Origin of the sequence: Thalassotalea eurytherma (assembly GCF_030161415.1) — a bacterium.
GTDB classification, from domain to species: domain Bacteria; phylum Pseudomonadota; class Gammaproteobacteria; order Enterobacterales; family Alteromonadaceae; genus Thalassotalea_G; species Thalassotalea_G eurytherma.
The window spans coordinates 73,540-90,613 of the sequence record NZ_BSSU01000002.1; the positions used below are offsets into that span (position 1 = coordinate 73,540).

Sequence of the window (17,074 nt, forward strand, 5' to 3'; positions counted from 1 at the left end):
TGATTAAAAGCGCTTTAGTGTCGCTTGCAGTTTTAGCCGCAGTAAAGAAGTTTGCGCCGCTATCAATTAAAAAATATTTGTAGTTGGGGGTTTTAAATGAAAAGTTTAAAGCAACTTCCAACTATCGCTAATGTTGCCAAAGGCAACACAGTGACTTTAACTTTACCAGTAGGTAACGTTTATGAAGTCGTTGCATTAGCATTTTCAGGTGTTACCGCCGCGCAACTTAAAAACATTCGTCTTGAATGCAATGGTCGCATGGTGTCGGAATGGGTAGACGGCGAGCGCCTTTTATCTATGGATAAACACTATAACCGCCCTGCACAAGCTAACACGTTATTTTTTAACTTTGCGCGTCCAGAGCTTCACCAATTATCAGACCGTCGTTTCTTCGGGCTAGATACAAACCCAACACAAGGCATTACAACTGCTCACATCAAATTTGATATTGATGCGGCGGCAAGCGCGCCAGTGTTAAATGCTTACGCAGTGACAACGCAATCAGTTGCTAACGTGCCTAACTACTTAACCAAAGTGCGCCGTTTTATTGTGCCAGTATCGGCGGCGGGTCAATTTGATATTGACAACTTACCACGCCCACAAGGCGCAAGTATTTCAGCTATTCACATGTACATGCCAGATGGCTCGGACGCAGATGGTAAGTGTCAAATCACTAAAGCGGAATTGCTTGTTGATAATGTGAACTGGCATGACATTGACGCGGATATTGCGCGCACGTTCCAAAGCGCTAACGGTCGCACGCCAGAAACGGATAAATCAACGGTGATTGATTTAATTCTAGATGGTGACGTAAAGCACGCCTTACCACTTACCCAAAACATTCAAGACTTCCGCATTCGCGCAAGTGCAGTTGAAACGGGTCAAGTTGAAGTGATGGTCGAATACGTTGATGTATGGGGTGCGGGTCGCTTTTAAGCGCTCGCCCTTTTAAGGGGGTTTTATGTTTGCAAACCAACTAACAATGCAAAAACAAACGCCAGTAGCTACAACGCAAGCGGGCGGCTTTTGGGAATCGTTTAATACGGGTTTATCAGGTGCGCTTGATGCGTGGATTACCGTTGAACAAGTCAAAGGTGCAAAAAGCGCAAGCGGTCAAGACCAAATTCAAGCGCAAGTTGTGCCAGAGCTTGAGAATGGCGCGGGCGTTGTGCGAGATACGCAAGTTGTACAACCAACACAAAAGAAATCTTTACCGATTGAAATCAATCAACCGTTATTGATTGCAAGTCTTGGTTTATTGGGGTTAGCCCTGTTTATGCGTGCCAATGGCGCAAAATAAAGCGGCAACTTTGCAAGGTTCAATTTTAAATAAAGCCCGCTTATAGGGCTTTTTTTTATCAAAAAATAAGGTTTTTTTATGTTTGGTAATTTAACGAGTTTAACGGGTGGCGGCGGTATGTCGGCATCAAGCGGCGTTAGCGGTGATGATGGCGGGCACTTCGGTGATTTTGGCTACAAAACATCGGTTAACGACAATCAAAGCAATATGTTAGCAATTGGCGCAGTAGTTGTGGTGGCGCTGTTCTTTTTCGCTAAAAAATAGGGGCTTAACATGGGTTTATTTTCAAGCTCTAAAAAGACAACAACCAACCAAGATAATCGCACAATACACGATTATAGCGGCGCGGATTTTTCGCAAGATTGGGAGATTGATAACTCGCTAACGGGCGATTACAACAACAACACGGGCACAATTAACGTGCTAGATGGTGGCGCGATTGAGCTAGCAGCACAAGCGAATCAAATCAACGCAGGGCTTGCGAGTGAATCATTATCTTTTGCTGATAATGCTATCGGTGTCGGGGCAGAATTAGCCTATGCGCTAGGTAGTGACGCAATACAAGCGGGCGTTGAAGCGGGCAACCTAGCGGGCGCAATGCATGACACAAACGCGGCGTTTTTATCAGATAGTCAAAATCAAAGTCTAGGCTTTGCTGATAGCATCTTTCAAGCAAGCAACTACACGATAAACGAAGCCAACAACAATAACCTAGATATGGCGCTTTCCACCGTTGAAGCAAGCATATTATCTAATCAATTGAATAATGATTTTGCACTTGATTTAGCAAATCTAAATGGTGAGCAAGCCTTTTTACAGCAACAAGATAACAACACTGCGCTAACTAACGGCTTTAAATCTATGATGCAATTCGCCGACAGTTACAGCCGCAGTGATGGCGCACAATTGGCAGAAACCAACATGAAAACCGTTGGCTTATTGGTTATTGGTGCGGTGGTCAGTGTCTTTATTATGAGGGGCAAATAATGCTTTTTAACGTAGAAATTAACGCGGGGCGTGCAACCGAGATTGCACAGCAAGGGCGCTTTATTAATGTAGTGCTGGCGGCGGGCGAAATTACTGCGCGCATCAGGACGCAAGAGCATGCCGTTTTTGAGACAAAAATTGTGTCGGGTATGGCATTTCCTGTTAATGCGGGCTTTGTTAGCGTGTCGTTTGAATCAGACACAACACAGCAAGTAAAAGTTTGGCTTGCTGATATTCCGCTAACTTATGCGCCAATTGATGCAAAAGCCGTAGGGTCAAGCGCGCTTGAATCGCTAGAAGGTCAGGTTTTTAGTGATGTTTACGAAATGCTACCGACAAAAGTCGGGCGCAATAAAATCACAATTACGCCGCAAGCCGATATTTTTATTGGTGGCGTTGGTCTAAATGCTGTCAACGGTATACCAGTAAAAGCGGGCGAAACCTTTTCAATGCAAACGCAAGGCGCGGTTTACGCTTACGAAACAAGCGGCGCTTATCAGCCATTATTTCAACCTGTTTTTACATCGGGTGAAGTTAACACGCCCGAGACGTTTTTAGATATTACCGATGCGGGTCAAACGGGCTTTGGTAATACGCGCTTAGATTATTATTTTACAACGCGTGATGGTTCGCGCCTTGTTGCTTTTAATTACAGTTACCGCACTGCATACGTGTTTAACGGTGATGATTTAACGCCGCAATTAACCATTGACATAGGTCACGATTACGAAGGGGGCGCAGGTCAAACGCCCGTTTATGATGGTGAGTATATCTATGTTTTATGTGAAAACGGGTACTTAAAGCGCTTTCATCAAGACACGCTTGCGCTTGAATCAGAGCGTATTAATTCGTCGGGGGGTAGCTTTACCTTATTTGACGTATACAACGGCAAAGGCGTTGCTATGCAAAGCACTAAGCCAGATGCGCGCATTCATATTACAAACAATGTGTTTGGTGAGGAGTGGACGCAGTTAGCGAATCAGCCTGTGTGGAATACGTCGGGAACAAATCACATTCTTGGTCTAAAGCTTGCGCCAAATGGCGATATTCATGCTATGAGTTCAACACAACACTTTGTTAGCACAGATAACGGCGTGACATGGATTGAACACGTGCCGCCCGTTGAAGCAGACACGGTGCAAGGCTTTGGCGTGTGTAAAAAGACAGGTTACTTGTTTATTAAGGCTCGCCTTGCTCCGTCAATTCATCGTTCAATTGATGGCATACAGTGGACGCAAGAAGTAAGTTCAATTGATAGCTATGAGGCGCGAGGCATGCAAGTGCTTAACGGCACTGTTGTGGTGAATGGTCGCTATGGTCTAGAGGTGTTTAACGAAAACTTAGCGCTTGTTGCTTATCATGCTTATGACGTTACCGGGTCAGTGGGTGAAGGTGATTCAAGCGCTTGTCTAACTACATCAGGGCAGTTAATTGTTTCTTATCGTGACAACGCGCAGGGCAACTCTATTTATCGTTGGAAAGGCTCGCGCATCTTAACGGGTGGCGTGCCAGTGGCGATTATGCAAGAGGTTAACTAGATGACTAAAACAGGGCTTGCAGTGCTTGCCCTGCTTTTGTGGGGCATTACGATGAATGAAAAGCAAACACGGGGCATTAGAAATAATAACCCGCTTAATATTCGCAAAGGTGAAAACTGGTTGGGGCTTGTCGGTGACGATGGCGCTTTTGCACAGTTTGAAACGCCAGAGCACGGCATTAGAGCGGGGGCAAGAATATTGCGCACGTATCGCAACAAATACGGGCTTAATAGTGTTCATGCCATTATTAACCGCTTTGCGCCGCCGAGCGAAAACAACACAACAAGTTATATCGACCACGCCGCCGCTTTTGTCGGTGTTGGCCGTTATGAGCCATTACTCGAAAGCGATTACCCACGATTAATCGAGGTAATGATTAAGCATGAAAATGGCGTGCAACCATACACAGAAAAACAAATTTTAAACGGGTTTAATTGGGGGTTTTATGACGAACAAATTAGTTAAATTTGCTAACACCAAGGCGGGCATGGTAACAGCCGCAGGCGTTATTGTTGTTGGGCTAGCTTATCTTGCCGAGCGCAAAGCAACCGAAGTTGCACGCGAAACGGGGCAAGCAATAAACCCGATTAACGATGACAATATTTTTAACCGTGGCGTTAACGCCGTTGGCGCAAAGCTAACGGGTAATGAAAACTTTCAGCTAGGCAGTTGGATTGCTAAAAAAATTCACGGCTAATTTTGCATTTTAAGGGGTATTACAATGTTAGGGTCAATTTTAAAAACAATGGCGTTTAAGCTGTTAACGGAAAAAGTGATAATCAAAATCACGCTATCTTGTTGCGGTTACTTAGTGAAGAAAACCGACAACAAACTTGACGATGAATTATTTGAAACGGTCAAAGGGGCATTAGAATGATGGAAAATCAAATAATCTTGTTGTTGTTATCACAAGTCATTATTGCGATTGCCAGTGTTGGAGCGATAAAGACGGAAATAGCATGGATAAAACGAACGCTTGAAAACCTTGAAAAGCGCGTTAAATTCATCGAGCAAGAAAGTCATTGCGTAAAGCATAAAAAGCCCTGTTAACGCAGGGCTTTGTGTTATCAAGGTAACGATAACAAGGCGAAAATATTGCTTTTTACGCGAGTTTTTAAGATTTTATTTGTTCCGTAACATAACCTAAGAATCGCATCAGGAGAAACAATAAAAGAGTAAGTAATGGCAAGACCCACACAAATGCATAACTCGAAACGTATAGAGCAAAAAAGCCTGTCATTTCTATGTCTTGGTATAGCGACAAGCTAAGTGCACCGCCAAAAAACAAGAGAGTACCCCACCAACCTTCAAGTGCAAAGCGCACAAGCATATTGGTTAGTTTTTCGTGTTCTTGGGGTTTTTTATAGGCTAATGCAATTAAGCCACCTAAAATAAAGACCAAAAAAGGAGCGATAGCTGTTAAAAGCGCCATAAAATAATGTTTCTTATTGGTTGATATTAACAACCGAAGATAACCAATAAGCACAACAATATCAACGAGCAAAGTACCTAATAAGGCAGTAGGTTTATAGCGCTTAACTTGATGCGCTCGCCTCTTCTGTCATAAATTTTGGTCATTTCAATGCTTGCATGACCTAACAATTGCTGAACCGCAATTAAATCCGCGCCGTTATCAAGTAGCATGGTTGCAAAGGTGCGCCTTAAATCGTGACTTGAAAAATGGGATAGGTTTAATAATCTACCAACAGTTTCGCAAGCATAGCTTTGCCTTTGGTCGCTCGGTGGCTCTAATGTGTAAGGATTACAAAAGACAAACCCTTTAGTGACTTTGTTTGCAATTAAGTGGGTTTTTAGCGCGGTTGCGGCGTTGTCTGTGAGCGGAATTAACCGCTTTTTGTTGCCTTTACCTGTGGCAACGATTGTTCCTGTAATAAAGTCGATATCATCAACCTTTAACCGTCTTGTTTCGATTCTACGAAAACCAAGCTCTAAACCAAGCGCAATTGTTGCACCGTTCCACGCGTGCCGCTTGTCTATATGCGGCTGACGGTAGAAAGTGCGCAACGTTAAAATCTCTTCCAGTGTTAAACAGCGCCCTGCGGGTAGCGTCTGACCGCGCACAGGTTTTATTTTCTGTATACGCCAATGTTCCTCGATATTAAGATACCCAAGCACATAGCATTGCTCTGACAGGCTTTTAATGTTAGCTAACATTACTTTTAATGTACTAACGCTAAGTCCCTCCTCTTGCTTGTGCCTGATATAAGATAGGACGTGTTGATATTTCATGTCGCCCCAAGAGCAGTTATTAAAATCATCAGTGTCAAAAGTGAAGCGACAAAAATCCTTGAAACGGTAGCCGCAAACGTGAGCGGTAGACGGGGAAACGGTTAAAAAATAAGCGTGAGCGGGGTTAATTGTGTCCTGTGAAGTGGGTTTTTTCATCATAATCCTTAAAAGTGAAAAAAAATTGAAAAAAATTTAACTATTAGAAACATCGCCTTACATGCGAATTCCTATTCAAATAGCCAAAATCACAAAAATACTAGGGTGTTTCCTAACCGTTTACAACAATAAATAGCTACAATATTCACTATATTGTAAAAAGTTATTGACACTCACGTTGTGTTTGCTATTAATAGAGCAATTAATATTTTAGTACATTAACTTTAAATGAATTCAAGCTTAGTCCTCAACAAACTCTCAGTCGTGGTGATTTTATTACCCCGGGGTGCTTGTTGCTGATAAGTTTTAGTAATGAATCTAACAAAGCCCCCACTCGACAGACTGGGGGCTTTTTTTATGTGTGGTTTTAATCGTTTTTAATATAGGGTAAAAAACAAATGACAACGCAACAACTTACTGGCGCAGAAATGGTAGTAAAAGCGTTAGCTGAATTAGATGTAGAGTACATCTTTGGCTACCCTGGCGGCTCAGTTCTAGATATCTATGATGCAATCTTTAATCAAGATGACGTAGAGCATGTGCTTGTTCGCCACGAACAAGCGGCAACTCATATGGCAGACGGCTACGCTCGCGCAACTGGTCATGTTGGCGTTGTCTTAGCAACCTCTGGACCCGGCGCTACAAACTGTGTGACTGGTATCGCCACCGCATATATGGATTCAATTCCTATGGTGGTATTAGCGGGTCAAGTTGCTAGCAGCTTGATTGGCGACGACGCCTTTCAGGAAACCGATATTGTTGGCTGTTCTCGTCCTATCGTAAAGCATAGTTTTAGCTGTCGTAGTTTAAAAGACATCCCAAATGTTATTGCTAAGGCATTTTACATTGCCAATACTGGTCGCCCTGGACCTGTCGTTGTTGAACTGCCTAAAGATATATTAATACCAGATCACACCGCTGCATTTGAAATGAACAAAGACGTCAATTTGCGTGCTTATAATCCAAATGTAAAAGGACATCAAAAACAAATTAGAAAAGCCGTGAGTACGATTACGCAAGCGAAACGCTTAGTTATCTATTCTGGTGGTGGCATTATTAGCGCTAACGCAAGCGAGCTATTAACTTCGCTAGTTGAACGATTAAAGGCGCCTATCACTAACACCTTAATGGGTTTAGGCGGCATAAGTGGCCTGCACGATAATTTCATCGGTATGTTAGGCATGCATGGCTCGCTTGAAGCTAATAAAGCAATGGCTAATGCTGACGTAATTTTAGCATTAGGTGCACGTTTCGATGATAGGGTGACAAATAAGGTAGAGAAATTTTGCCCAAATGCCACCATCGTGCATGTTGATATCGATCCTACTTCAATATCGAAAACCATTAATGCTCACATTCCTATCGTTGGTTTGGTTGATATTGTTATGCAGCAGTTAATTGAAGAAATTGATGCGCAAGAATATGTGGTTGATGAAACAATTAATCAAAACTGGTGGCAGCAAATTAATGAATGGCGCCAAGTAAAGAGCATTAGTTATCAACAAGACCAAGGAAAAATTAAACCACAACGGGTAATTGAGTCATTGTATGAAGTAACGCATGGTGATGCCTACATCTCTTCAGATGTTGGTCAACACCAAATGTTCGCTGCACAATACTACCCGTTCAAAAAGCCAAGACAATGGATTAACTCAGGTGGTTTAGGCACGATGGGTTTCGGTTTACCAGCAGCCATGGGCGTAAAAATGGCATTTCCTGACGCTGAGTCGGTTTGTGTAACAGGTGACGGCTCTATTCAAATGAATATTCAAGAATTATCGACCTGTTTGCAATATAACTTGCCGGTAAAAATCATCTCATTAAATAACCGTTCATTGGGCATGGTAAGACAATGGCAAGATATGATTTATGGTGGTAGGCATTCGTCGTCATATATGGAGTCACTGCCAGACTTTATTAAATTAGCAGAGTCATACGGCCACATAGGTATTCAAATTAATCACCTTGATGAGTTAGACGAAAAATTAGCGCAAGCATTTGCGATAAAAGATAGATTGGTTTTTGTTGATATTTTAGTAGATGAAAAAGAGCATGTTTACCCTATGCAAATTAAGCATGGCGCGGTAGATGAAATGTGGTTAAGCAAAGGAGTAAAAGCATAATGCGTCGTATTCTTGCAATTTTATTAGAGAATGAACCCGGTTCATTATCACGCATTGTTGGCCTATTTTCACAGCGTGCTTTTAATATTGAAACCTTATCTGTTGCGCCCACTGAAGACGCTAGCTTGTCGCGTATTACCATAGTGACAAAAGGTGACGATCGCGTACTTGAGCAAATTGTTAAACAAGTAAATAAACTGATTGATGTGATTAAGATTACCGACTTAACTGAGCGTAATCATGTTGAGCGTGAGTTGCTGTTAGTTAAAGTATTAGCAATGACAGATAAAGCGCGAACAGAAGTCACCCGCATTACCGAGATCTTTCGAGGGTCAATTGTGGATATCGGTAAACAGGTATATACCATCGAGTTAACCGGTGACGTGGAAAAAATTAACGCCTTTATTGGTATTTTAGCCAATGAGACGGAAATCATAGAATCGGTGCGCTCAGGTACTGTAGGCATTGCGCGAGGTGAAAAAGCGCTTCGAATTTAATATCACTCACATAGTTTTACGAGGGTAATTTGATTATACTGAGTCATTATTGCCCTCTAACGAACTCTCCTAGTATGTCTTTGTCATTCACCATTGAAACGGCAAACAAATCAGATAAAAAAGATATCACGGCCTTTTACAAACAACAGCAATATCCCGCTAAGTTTATGGGGTTTGATCATTGCTTTGTGGCAAAAGTGGATACGCTAATCATTGGTTGTGTCATCATGTCAGACATAGAAAAAGCACACGACAAAATGCGAGACAACCATGATAGTAACGAGAGCAAGGCTCTGTTTTTACATGGTTTATTTGTTGACCCAAAATACAGAAATTATGGCGTAAGTAAGGCGTTAATAGACGAGATGGCTTTATTGAAAAAGTCGATTATTTGCTTTGCAGATATATCGTTAACAGCATTATACCTCAAATCAGGTTTTAACAAGGTATCAGAAGACTCTTTACCTAAGCTTTACCACGAACGATATAAAAGCTATCGCAATAAGCAAACGAATTTGCTTGCCTTTGTTCGCCCTATTTCACCGCGTTAAGTAATTTATCGACAAGCTTGGGTACAGCATGACCTGCGCTATCTTCAATCACTTCAAGCTGGCTTGATTGCGCTAGTGAACGATTAATTTGTGGATTAGGATCTATGTAGTACACCTGGCAATCAGGTTTAGCGTATTCAACTAAACTCGCGGCAGGATACACTTGCATTGATGTGCCAACAATGAATATAACATCTGCTTGAGTGACTTGATGTGCAGCTTGTGTCAGTAGTGGAACACCTTCCCCAAACCATACGATAAACGGGCGAATTTGCTCATGGTCTGCGCCGGTATCACCAAATAATATATCGCGACGACAATCATGAACATGGGCTTTGTTTTTGATACTACACGCTTTTAGTAACTCACCATGCAAATGCAGGACATTAGTTGCGCCAGCACGTTCATGCAGATCATCGACATTTTGGGTAATAATATTAACCTGATAGGCCGACTCAAGTTTTGTTAACGCTAAATGCCCTTCATTAGGCCCAACCGTTAACAGCTGGCGACGGCGTTGATTATAGAAATCGAGTACCAATTCAGGGTTTTGATTCCAACCTTCAATTGACGCAACGGACATTACATCATGACCTTCCCATAACCCGTTATCATCACGAAATGTTTTTAAGCCACTTTCAGCGCTCATCCCTGCGCCCGTCATTACCACAATGTTTTTCATCAACTGTCCGTATTACTCTTCGTTGTCGTTATCCTGAAGACCAGTTTTACGTTTTAGTACAGGCAAATCACCGGCATCTTCAACAAAGCGAACTTTCTTTTTCACTTTAGCGCCCATTGCTTGTTTTTGAGCAGGTGCTGTGTTTTCTTCCTGCTTCGCTGCTTGTTTAGGCTTTTTATCTTTCTTCGGTTTTAGCCCTTTAAATTTAGCAGGTAGTTCATTGATAACGTCAAAGCTAAATTGACTTTGTAAAAAGCCTTCAACATTTTTAAAACTTAACCAATCTTTAGGACCAACGAATGAAATTGCATCACCTTTACTACCCGCTCGGCCTGTTCGACCAATACGGTGAACAAATTCTTCCGTATGTTTTGGCATATCAAAATTAATTACGTGAGAAACATTCACCAAATCTAGGCCACGTGATGCCAAATCTGTTGTTACTAAAACTTTAGACTGGCCACGGCTAAACTGCTCCATAATTTGGTTACGTTGGCCTTGGTTTAGTTCTCCGCTTAAGCCAACGGCAGGAATATCTTGCGCTGATAAGTAACTTGCTAAACGTTCAGTATCACTGCGAGTCGCGGTAAAAATAATGACTTGCGTAAATTTTTCATGAGTAAGCACATGACTGAGCAATGCTTCTTTGTGATCAAGGTTATCAGCTAAGTAAAAACGTTTCGTGATGTCTTTATGTTCATCATGGCCTTGGTTAATTGAAATGCGTTTTGGCGACTTCAACATATCCATAGCAAACTCATTAACCTGCGCATGATCAAGTGTTGCGCTAAACATCAAGGTTTGGCGTTTACGGTGGTTTGCCGACTTGTTTACTTTATCAAGTTGCTCAGCAAAACCTAAATCAAGCATACGATCGGCTTCATCAAGGATCAGAAGCTCTAAACCTTCTAAATAAAAGTGCCCTTGATCAAGGTGGTCGGCTAAACGGCCTGGTGTTGCCACTAAAAAATGAGGGTGTTTTTCAAGTACTTTAACTTGATCATTAAAGTTTTCACCGCCAAGAATAAGCACCGCTTTATAAGACGTATTCGCCGTAAACAGTCGCAATTGACTAAACACTTGTTTTGCCAATTCACGTGTTGGTGCCAAAATTAAAACTCGTGGATCTTTCTTTGATAACGCGCGTTGTTTTATAACTCTTTGCATCGCCGGTAAGACGAAAGCTAAGGTTTTACCTGAACCTGTTCTTGAAGATGCAATAAGATCGTTACCTGCCATCGCGGCTGGGATTGCTTGTTGTTGAATGTCGGTTGGTGATTTAAAACCTAAATGGTCAACCGTTTCAAGTAATTTACGATCAATACCAAAGTCAGAGAATTGCAAGTGATGCTCCACAATTAATAATTTATTCCTTGCCTATTATAACCTGTTAGCAGCCAATTAGTGCCAGTTAATTGTTTGAATAAGCGATTTAATTTTTTGTTTCTTGCATAAAAAAAGGAGCCTTAGCTCCTTCTTCTCATCATTGATAAACCATTAACGCTTTTTAAATAGCAAGGTCATACGGTTTGATTCACCTACTTTTTGAAACTTCTCTTTGTCAGCTTCTTCTTTAGCATTTAACGATGGAGGTAATGACCATACACCGCCTGCTACGCCGTCAACAATAATGCGATCCATTGGGTTGTTGTGAAAATAGCCTTCAGCCACTAGATCAAAACCTGACGCTTTAGCTACCGCTACAACATGAGATTTAGGTAAATAGCCTTTTCTAGCCGTTTGCACTGCGTCATAACCTTCTGGTGCTTGGTGTTGAACAACACCTAACTTGCCACCTTTTTTCAGCATTTGATTAAACTGGCTAAAGGCTGCTGCTAAATCGTTACCATTTTGTAAGCCGTGCAGGCCTCTAAATGTCAGCACAACATCAGCGTTCATTGCTTTTTTATCTACGCCAGCTTTCGCATCAAAATCAGCTATAGTGACCTTACCGTAAACCGTTTTATTCTCGCTAAGTTTCTTTTCGAAATTGTCACGAGAACGCTTACGATATTTTGATTCTACTGTTGTTGGATAATGGGCAGCGACTAACTCACCTTCATCTTTTAACATTGGCGCTAAAATTTCAGTGTACCAACCACCTCCCGGTAAAATTTCTACAACTTTATCACTTGATTTTACACCGAAAAATGCCAGTGTTTCGTGAGGCTTACGAAACTCATCACGTTTCTGGTTAGCTTCACTTCTGTGAGAGTTATCAAAAGCATGTTTACCGTGGTCGTCAGCCATTGCGGCAAATGGTAATGACAGGCTTAACGCAAGAGTTAAGGGTAATAGTTTACTATTTTTATTCATTTTAAATTACCTTAGTTCATTAAATTCATATTGTTATACATAACCTTGAGTGATTAGGATGACTCTAGCAATTATTTTCTTTTCGTCAAATAGTACGAATGTAACTAAATATACAATAATTCATAAGTTTGCCCGATGAATAACCTCGATTTGGTTACCTAAAAGGTTTATGATGCTCGCTTAACAAGCACGCTTATCTTGCCTGATTCATAGATAAATCGCTATGACGATCTGATGACAGATTTAAGGGCGAGTTTAAGTAAAAGTGCATATACCAACGAAACCCAGTAATAAATGATGCATCAAAGCCAAGCAAACAACCAAACGCCAGATAATAATCAACCAACGATCTTATGGCACGATTATGAAACCTGGGGCGTATCACCAAAGTACGATAAGCCTTCACAATTTGCTGCTATTAGAACAGATTATGATTTAAATATTATTGGTGAGCCTGAAGTCTTTTATTGTCAGCCACCAGCTGATTATTTGCCGCAACCCGAAGCCGCGTTAGTTACTGGTATCACGCCACAAAAAGCGTTAAAAGAAGGTTTACCTGAAGCAGAATTTGCCGCACGTATTCATGGTTTATTTTCTGCACCAAATACTTGTGTTGCTGGCTACAATAGCATTCGTTTTGATGACGAAGTTACGCGCTATTTGCTTTACCGTAATTTTTACGACCCGTATGCGCGAGAATGGCAAAATGGTAATAGTCGTTGGGATATTATCGATATGGTTCGCGCCTGTTATGCTCTGCGTCCAGAAGGTATTAATTGGCCAGAAAATGAAGACGGTATTGTCAGCTTTAGGCTAGAATTGCTAACACAAGCAAATGGCATAAGCCACGAAGCAGCCCATGATGCAATGAGCGATGTCTATGCGACCATTGCAATGGCAAAGTTGATTAAGGAAAAACAACCTAAGCTTTATCAATTCATTTTTGATCTTAAAAATAAAAAAGCAGTCAGTGCACATATTGATGTTTATAACATGACACCGATTGTTCATACGACAAGTAAAATTCCATCAGCCAATGGGTGTACAAGCTGGTTCGCGCCGCTAAGTTACCATCCGACAAATAAAAATGCGGTTATCTGTGTCGACTTAGCTAAAGACATTAGCCCGCTGTTAACACTCGACGCTGCGCAAATAAAAGAAAGGCTCTATACCTCATATAAAGATTTAGCCGAAGATGAGTTGCCGATTCCAGTAAAGCTGATTCATGTTAACAAGTGCCCTGTTGTCGCTCCAGCTAAAACCTTACTACCAGAAAACGCAGAGCGACTTGGTATAGATAGAGAAGCTTGCTTAGCTAACTTAGCGAAATTAAAGCAGCACCTAGAGCTTCGTGAAACCTTAACGGAAGTTTTTACGAGCACCTATGATAATACTCTTGAAGAAGACGCAGAGCATGCGCTTTATTCAGGTTCATTCTTTAGTGATGGTGATAAAGCACAAATGTCGGTATTGCATCAATTGCCAGCCGAGCAGTTAGCATTGCACCCATTTGAGTTTCAAGATCCTCGCCTTGCACCTATGTTATTTAGATTTAGAGCAAGAAATTACCCGCACTTGCTAAACGAAGAAGAAAAACAACAATGGCAATTGTATTGCAAAGATAAAATACAACTCGGTGGTAAAGGCATATTAAGTGCTGAGGAATACATGCTAAAACTTGAAAACTTAGCTTATGAGCATGAAAGTAACGAAAATAAAATGGCCATTTTAAAGGCATTATACAACTATATAAGCCAGTAATAGAGCTCACTCATTACTTTAACCAATACTTTTCCGCGTGTTCTTCTACTGGAAAGCTTGTATTGCTGAGCTCAATCACCACACGCTCATCTAACCCTAGTTTAGCTAAAGAATGACCAAAATGTTGCGTAAATAAAACTTGGTAACTGCCGTCAACAAACGCCTTTTCTAACCCTGATTCAAGAATAGTTGCTAATGCTTCATTATCTTTTTGAACGAAAAAGTAATAGGCGGCTTTGTACTTAAATAAAAGTGACTCTTCAATGACAAGAGCTTTATTACGCTCATGCTCCGACTCTGTTACCACTTCTAAAACAGAGCGAGGAAAATAGTCTGCAATACCAGATGTAATAGCTTTTGATAATAATGGAAACGTAAAATTGCCTTCAATTGGTAGCTGATTCTCTTTAAATACTTCGTAATCTGTCCAATCAAAGCGTTGAACGGCTAAAAGCTGCTGTAAATCTTGCTTGGTTTTCACTTCAGAAAACAATGCTTGATCAGATGGTCGAATTAAGGCAACTCGCCAACCTATTAACCCTCGATATAATGGAAATTTAATTGCTCTTAATAGCGCTTCTCTATCTTTTGAGGTAGTAGACCAATTTAAGTCTATCTCGCTCCCATCGCTGAGCTCTTTTAACGCCCTACCTTGGGTATAACTTCTTTTATGGTAAACAATATTTACACGATAGTTCTCTTTACGAAAAACTAATCGAAGTAAGCCTTCAATAAACGGGTTTCTCACTTTGTTACCATCTAACGGGCCGGGAATAACAATATCGATGGGTACTAAGTTATCTGTAGGATCAGAAGATTCATTAACGGAAGAATGTGCAAGTACATCAGTAGCTTGCACTAAAAAAACAACGCAAAAAAATAGCTGTAAATATTTTAACGACATAAAAAGCCTCTAACGATTAGCTAAAGTATAGAGGCTTTTTTTAAATTTGGCTTATCTACTTCTTAAACCGTGCAATCAAGCTAGACGTATCCCATCGATTGCCGCCCATAGATTGTACTTCTTGATAATAACCATCAACCATGCGGGTCATCGGTAGTTCAATATTATGTTGCTGTGCTTGCTCAAAAGCGATGCCAAGATCTTTTCGCATCCAATCAACGGCAAAGCCAAATTCATACTCACCTGCAAACATCGTTTTATAGCGGTTCTCCATTTGCCATGAGCCTGCCGCTCCTTTAGATATCGTTTCAACCAGCTTATCTGGATCTAATCCGACTTTTTCTGCAAAGTTAAAACCTTCAGCTAAACCTTGAACGACGCCAGCGATACAAATTTGATTGACCATTTTAGCCAACTGGCCTGCACCTGCATCCCCCATTAATTGTGTAAAACGCGCATAGGCATCCATCACTGGTGCTACTTTGGCAAAATGACTTTCACTACCACCACACATCACAGTTAAAACACCATTTTCAGCACCTGCTTGACCACCAGAAACAGGTGCATCAATAAAACCAAAGCCTTTATCTTGGCAGGCTTTATCAAGCTCTTTCGCCAATTCGGCTGATGCCGTTGTATGATCAACTAAAATAGCACCCTGTTTTAAACCGGCAAGAATACCTGAATCGCCATAAACGACGCTTCTTACATCATCATCATTGCCCACACAGCAAAAAACAACATCACATTCAAGCGCCGCATCTTTAGGTGTTGCAGCAATATTGCCAGAAAATTCATTCTGCCAAGCTATTGCTTTTGCTTCGCTACGATTATAAACCGTTGTTTTATAGCCAGCGTTTTGTAAATGACCTGCCATAGGGAAACCCATGACACCTAACCCGATGAATGCTACTTTCATTAATGACTCCTAATAGTTTTAGGCATTCTATCTAAAAAGCGAACATTAACAACAATTAAAAACCAAGAATTTTCTACTCTGCAAAAATAGATTGCACACAACTTAATTTTGCACTACCATTATTTTAATTAACGAGAGGATTATAGATCATGAGTCAATTTTATCAGTTCAGCGCAGAAGATTTTAAAGGTGAAAACATTGAAATGTCTGCATATAAAGGCAAAGTCGTATTAGTGGTAAATACCGCAAGTGCGTGTGGTTTTACACCGCAATATGAAGGTTTACAAAACATCTATAAAGCATATCAAGATCAAGGCTTTGAAATATTGGCTTTCCCTTGTAACCAATTTGGACAACAGGAAAAAGGTTCAAATGATGAAATCAAATCGTTTTGTGATTTGAATTTTAATATTAGCTTCCCGCTGTTCGCAAAAATAGACGTTAATGGTGAGCAAACTCACCCTTTATTTAATCACCTTAAACAAGAAGCACCAGGTATTTTAGGTACTAAAAAAATTAAGTGGAATTTCACAAAGTTCTTAATTGGCAAAGATGGACAGGTGATCAAACGCTACGCGCCTACCACTAAACCTCAAGCGATTGAAGCTGACATAAAAGCACAACTAGCGTAAAAAAATGGCCAATCATTTAGCGCTTGAAAATCAGTTATGTTTTCGCCTGTATCGTTTAAATAAACGAATGGCGAAGATGTATGCGCCCCTATTAAAGTCGTTAAACCTAACCTATCCGCAATATTTGGTTATGTTAGCCCTATGGCAATCAACCAGTGAAGGACTGTCAGTAAAGTCGCTTGGTGAGACCTTAGAGCTCGATTCTGGTACGTTGTCACCTTTACTGAAAAGAATGCAGACAAATGGCTTAGTTCAACGCACACGTAGTGAAGAAGATGAAAGAACGGTGCTTATCTCTTTAACTGAGTCGGGTATAGCGCTTAAAGCGCAAGCAATTGATATCCCGTTAACCTTATTTGGCAAAACAGGGTTATCAGAAAGTGAATTTACGCAGTTAACCTACTTGCTTGATAAACTGATCAGCACTACTGCAAATACATAAGTGCTAAGATTTAAAA

The 17,074-nt window shown here is 41.0% G+C and carries 22 protein-coding genes; 15 read left to right on the plus strand and 7 right to left on the minus strand.

From position 1 onward, the window contains the following. Positions 1 to 96 precede the first annotated feature (96 nt). The 9 genes from QQK02_RS01700 (at position 97) to QQK02_RS01740 (ending at position 4,875) form a co-directional block, all read left to right on the plus strand. The gene (locus tag QQK02_RS01700) at positions 97 to 936 is read left to right on the plus strand and encodes a major capsid protein P2 (RefSeq protein WP_284206208.1); all 840 of its coding nucleotides are present in this window, start codon (positions 97 to 99) and stop codon (positions 934 to 936) included. 25 nt (positions 937 to 961) lie between these two features. Further along, a complete protein-coding gene (locus QQK02_RS01705) occupies positions 962 to 1,300 on the plus strand; it encodes a hypothetical protein (protein WP_284206209.1) in 339 nt (112 codons plus the stop codon). Positions 1,301 to 1,378: 78 nt separating this feature from the next. Next, complete coding sequence (locus tag QQK02_RS01710) at positions 1,379 to 1,564, plus strand: hypothetical protein (RefSeq protein WP_284206210.1); 186 nt, start codon at positions 1,379 to 1,381, stop codon at positions 1,562 to 1,564. A gap of 9 nt (positions 1,565 to 1,573) precedes the next feature. Next, complete coding sequence (locus tag QQK02_RS01715) at positions 1,574 to 2,287, plus strand: hypothetical protein (RefSeq protein ID WP_284206211.1); 714 nt, start codon at positions 1,574 to 1,576, stop codon at positions 2,285 to 2,287. Continuing rightward, complete coding sequence (locus QQK02_RS01720) at positions 2,287 to 3,825, plus strand: hypothetical protein (RefSeq protein ID WP_284206212.1); 1,539 nt, start codon at positions 2,287 to 2,289, stop codon at positions 3,823 to 3,825. Before QQK02_RS01715 ends, QQK02_RS01720 begins: the two co-directional genes overlap by 1 nt. Beyond that, positions 3,826 to 4,290, plus strand: coding sequence for a virion protein (locus QQK02_RS01725; RefSeq protein ID WP_284206213.1), 465 nt, complete (start codon positions 3,826 to 3,828; stop codon positions 4,288 to 4,290). It abuts the gene before it with no gap. Beyond that, positions 4,271 to 4,522: a hypothetical protein gene (locus QQK02_RS01730; RefSeq protein WP_284206215.1), complete on the plus strand. Its 252-nt coding sequence runs from the start codon at positions 4,271 to 4,273 to the stop codon at positions 4,520 to 4,522. Before QQK02_RS01725 ends, QQK02_RS01730 begins: the two co-directional genes overlap by 20 nt. A 24-nt stretch (positions 4,523 to 4,546) precedes the next feature. Then, positions 4,547 to 4,702: a hypothetical protein gene (locus tag QQK02_RS01735; protein ID WP_284206216.1), complete on the plus strand. Its 156-nt coding sequence runs from the start codon at positions 4,547 to 4,549 to the stop codon at positions 4,700 to 4,702. Then, on the plus strand, positions 4,699 to 4,875 hold the full coding sequence (locus tag QQK02_RS01740) for a hypothetical protein (protein ID WP_284206217.1): 177 nt from the start codon (positions 4,699 to 4,701) through the stop codon (positions 4,873 to 4,875). Before QQK02_RS01735 ends, QQK02_RS01740 begins: the two co-directional genes overlap by 4 nt. Positions 4,876 to 4,939: 64 nt before the next feature. Here QQK02_RS01740 and QQK02_RS01745 read toward each other — a convergent pair whose 3' ends face one another. Both QQK02_RS01745 and QQK02_RS01750 read right to left on the minus strand, forming a co-directional pair. Then, a complete protein-coding gene (locus QQK02_RS01745; RefSeq protein ID WP_284206218.1) occupies positions 4,940 to 5,257 on the minus strand; it encodes a hypothetical protein in 318 nt (105 codons plus the stop codon). Between the two features lie 77 nt (positions 5,258 to 5,334). Further along, positions 5,335 to 6,234, minus strand: coding sequence for a tyrosine-type recombinase/integrase (locus tag QQK02_RS01750; RefSeq protein WP_284206219.1), 900 nt, complete (start codon positions 6,232 to 6,234; stop codon positions 5,335 to 5,337). A gap of 395 nt (positions 6,235 to 6,629) precedes the next feature. Here QQK02_RS01750 and QQK02_RS01755 point away from each other — a divergent pair, with 395 nt between their 5' ends. The 3 genes from QQK02_RS01755 to QQK02_RS01765 all read left to right on the plus strand — a co-directional run bounded on the left by QQK02_RS01755 (position 6,630) and on the right by QQK02_RS01765 (position 9,402). Next, positions 6,630 to 8,354 (plus strand): acetolactate synthase 3 large subunit, encoded by a 1,725-nt coding sequence (locus tag QQK02_RS01755; protein WP_284206220.1) that lies wholly within the window; start codon positions 6,630 to 6,632, stop codon positions 8,352 to 8,354. Then, positions 8,354 to 8,851, plus strand: a complete 498-nt coding sequence (gene ilvN, locus QQK02_RS01760) for an acetolactate synthase small subunit (protein WP_284206222.1) — start codon at positions 8,354 to 8,356, stop codon at positions 8,849 to 8,851. The genes QQK02_RS01755 and ilvN overlap by 1 nt, the downstream gene beginning before the upstream one ends. Before the next feature lie 74 nt (positions 8,852 to 8,925). Beyond that, on the plus strand, positions 8,926 to 9,402 hold the full coding sequence (locus QQK02_RS01765) for a GNAT family N-acetyltransferase (RefSeq protein ID WP_284206223.1): 477 nt from the start codon (positions 8,926 to 8,928) through the stop codon (positions 9,400 to 9,402). On the opposite strand, the gene QQK02_RS01770 is transcribed toward QQK02_RS01765, so the two are convergent. From QQK02_RS01770 to QQK02_RS01780, 3 genes are all read right to left on the minus strand, one after another. Further along, positions 9,386 to 10,084 (minus strand): Sir2 family NAD-dependent protein deacetylase, encoded by a 699-nt coding sequence (locus tag QQK02_RS01770; protein WP_284206224.1) that lies wholly within the window; start codon positions 10,082 to 10,084, stop codon positions 9,386 to 9,388. The two genes, QQK02_RS01765 and QQK02_RS01770, sit on opposite strands and share 17 nt — an antisense overlap. Before the next feature lie 12 nt (positions 10,085 to 10,096). Continuing rightward, positions 10,097 to 11,428 carry a DEAD/DEAH box helicase gene (locus QQK02_RS01775; protein ID WP_284206405.1) on the minus strand — a complete coding sequence of 444 codons (1,332 nt, stop codon included), beginning with the start codon at positions 11,426 to 11,428 and terminating at the stop codon, positions 10,097 to 10,099. A 153-nt stretch (positions 11,429 to 11,581) separates the two neighbouring features. After that, positions 11,582 to 12,400 (minus strand): class I SAM-dependent methyltransferase, encoded by an 819-nt coding sequence (locus QQK02_RS01780; RefSeq protein ID WP_284206225.1) that lies wholly within the window; start codon positions 12,398 to 12,400, stop codon positions 11,582 to 11,584. A gap of 294 nt (positions 12,401 to 12,694) precedes the next feature. Here QQK02_RS01780 and sbcB point away from each other — a divergent pair, with 294 nt between their 5' ends. After that, the gene (sbcB, locus tag QQK02_RS01785; RefSeq protein ID WP_284206226.1) at positions 12,695 to 14,161 is read left to right on the plus strand and encodes an exodeoxyribonuclease I; all 1,467 of its coding nucleotides are present in this window, start codon (positions 12,695 to 12,697) and stop codon (positions 14,159 to 14,161) included. A 13-nt stretch (positions 14,162 to 14,174) separates the two neighbouring features. Here sbcB and QQK02_RS01790 read toward each other — a convergent pair whose 3' ends face one another. Both QQK02_RS01790 and QQK02_RS01795 read right to left on the minus strand, forming a co-directional pair. Beyond that, entirely contained in the window at positions 14,175 to 15,065 is an 891-nt protein-coding gene (locus QQK02_RS01790; RefSeq protein WP_284206227.1) for a hypothetical protein, read from the minus strand. Between the two features lie 55 nt (positions 15,066 to 15,120). After that, positions 15,121 to 15,984: an NAD(P)-dependent oxidoreductase gene (locus QQK02_RS01795; RefSeq protein WP_284206228.1), complete on the minus strand. Its 864-nt coding sequence runs from the start codon at positions 15,982 to 15,984 to the stop codon at positions 15,121 to 15,123. Positions 15,985 to 16,133: 149 nt separating this feature from the next. Here QQK02_RS01795 and QQK02_RS01800 point away from each other — a divergent pair, with 149 nt between their 5' ends. Next, complete coding sequence (locus QQK02_RS01800; RefSeq protein WP_284206229.1) at positions 16,134 to 16,616, plus strand: glutathione peroxidase; 483 nt, start codon at positions 16,134 to 16,136, stop codon at positions 16,614 to 16,616. A gap of 4 nt (positions 16,617 to 16,620) precedes the next feature. Beyond that, entirely contained in the window at positions 16,621 to 17,058 is a 438-nt protein-coding gene (locus tag QQK02_RS01805) for a MarR family winged helix-turn-helix transcriptional regulator (protein ID WP_284206230.1), read from the plus strand. Positions 17,059 to 17,074: the final 16 nt, after the last annotated feature.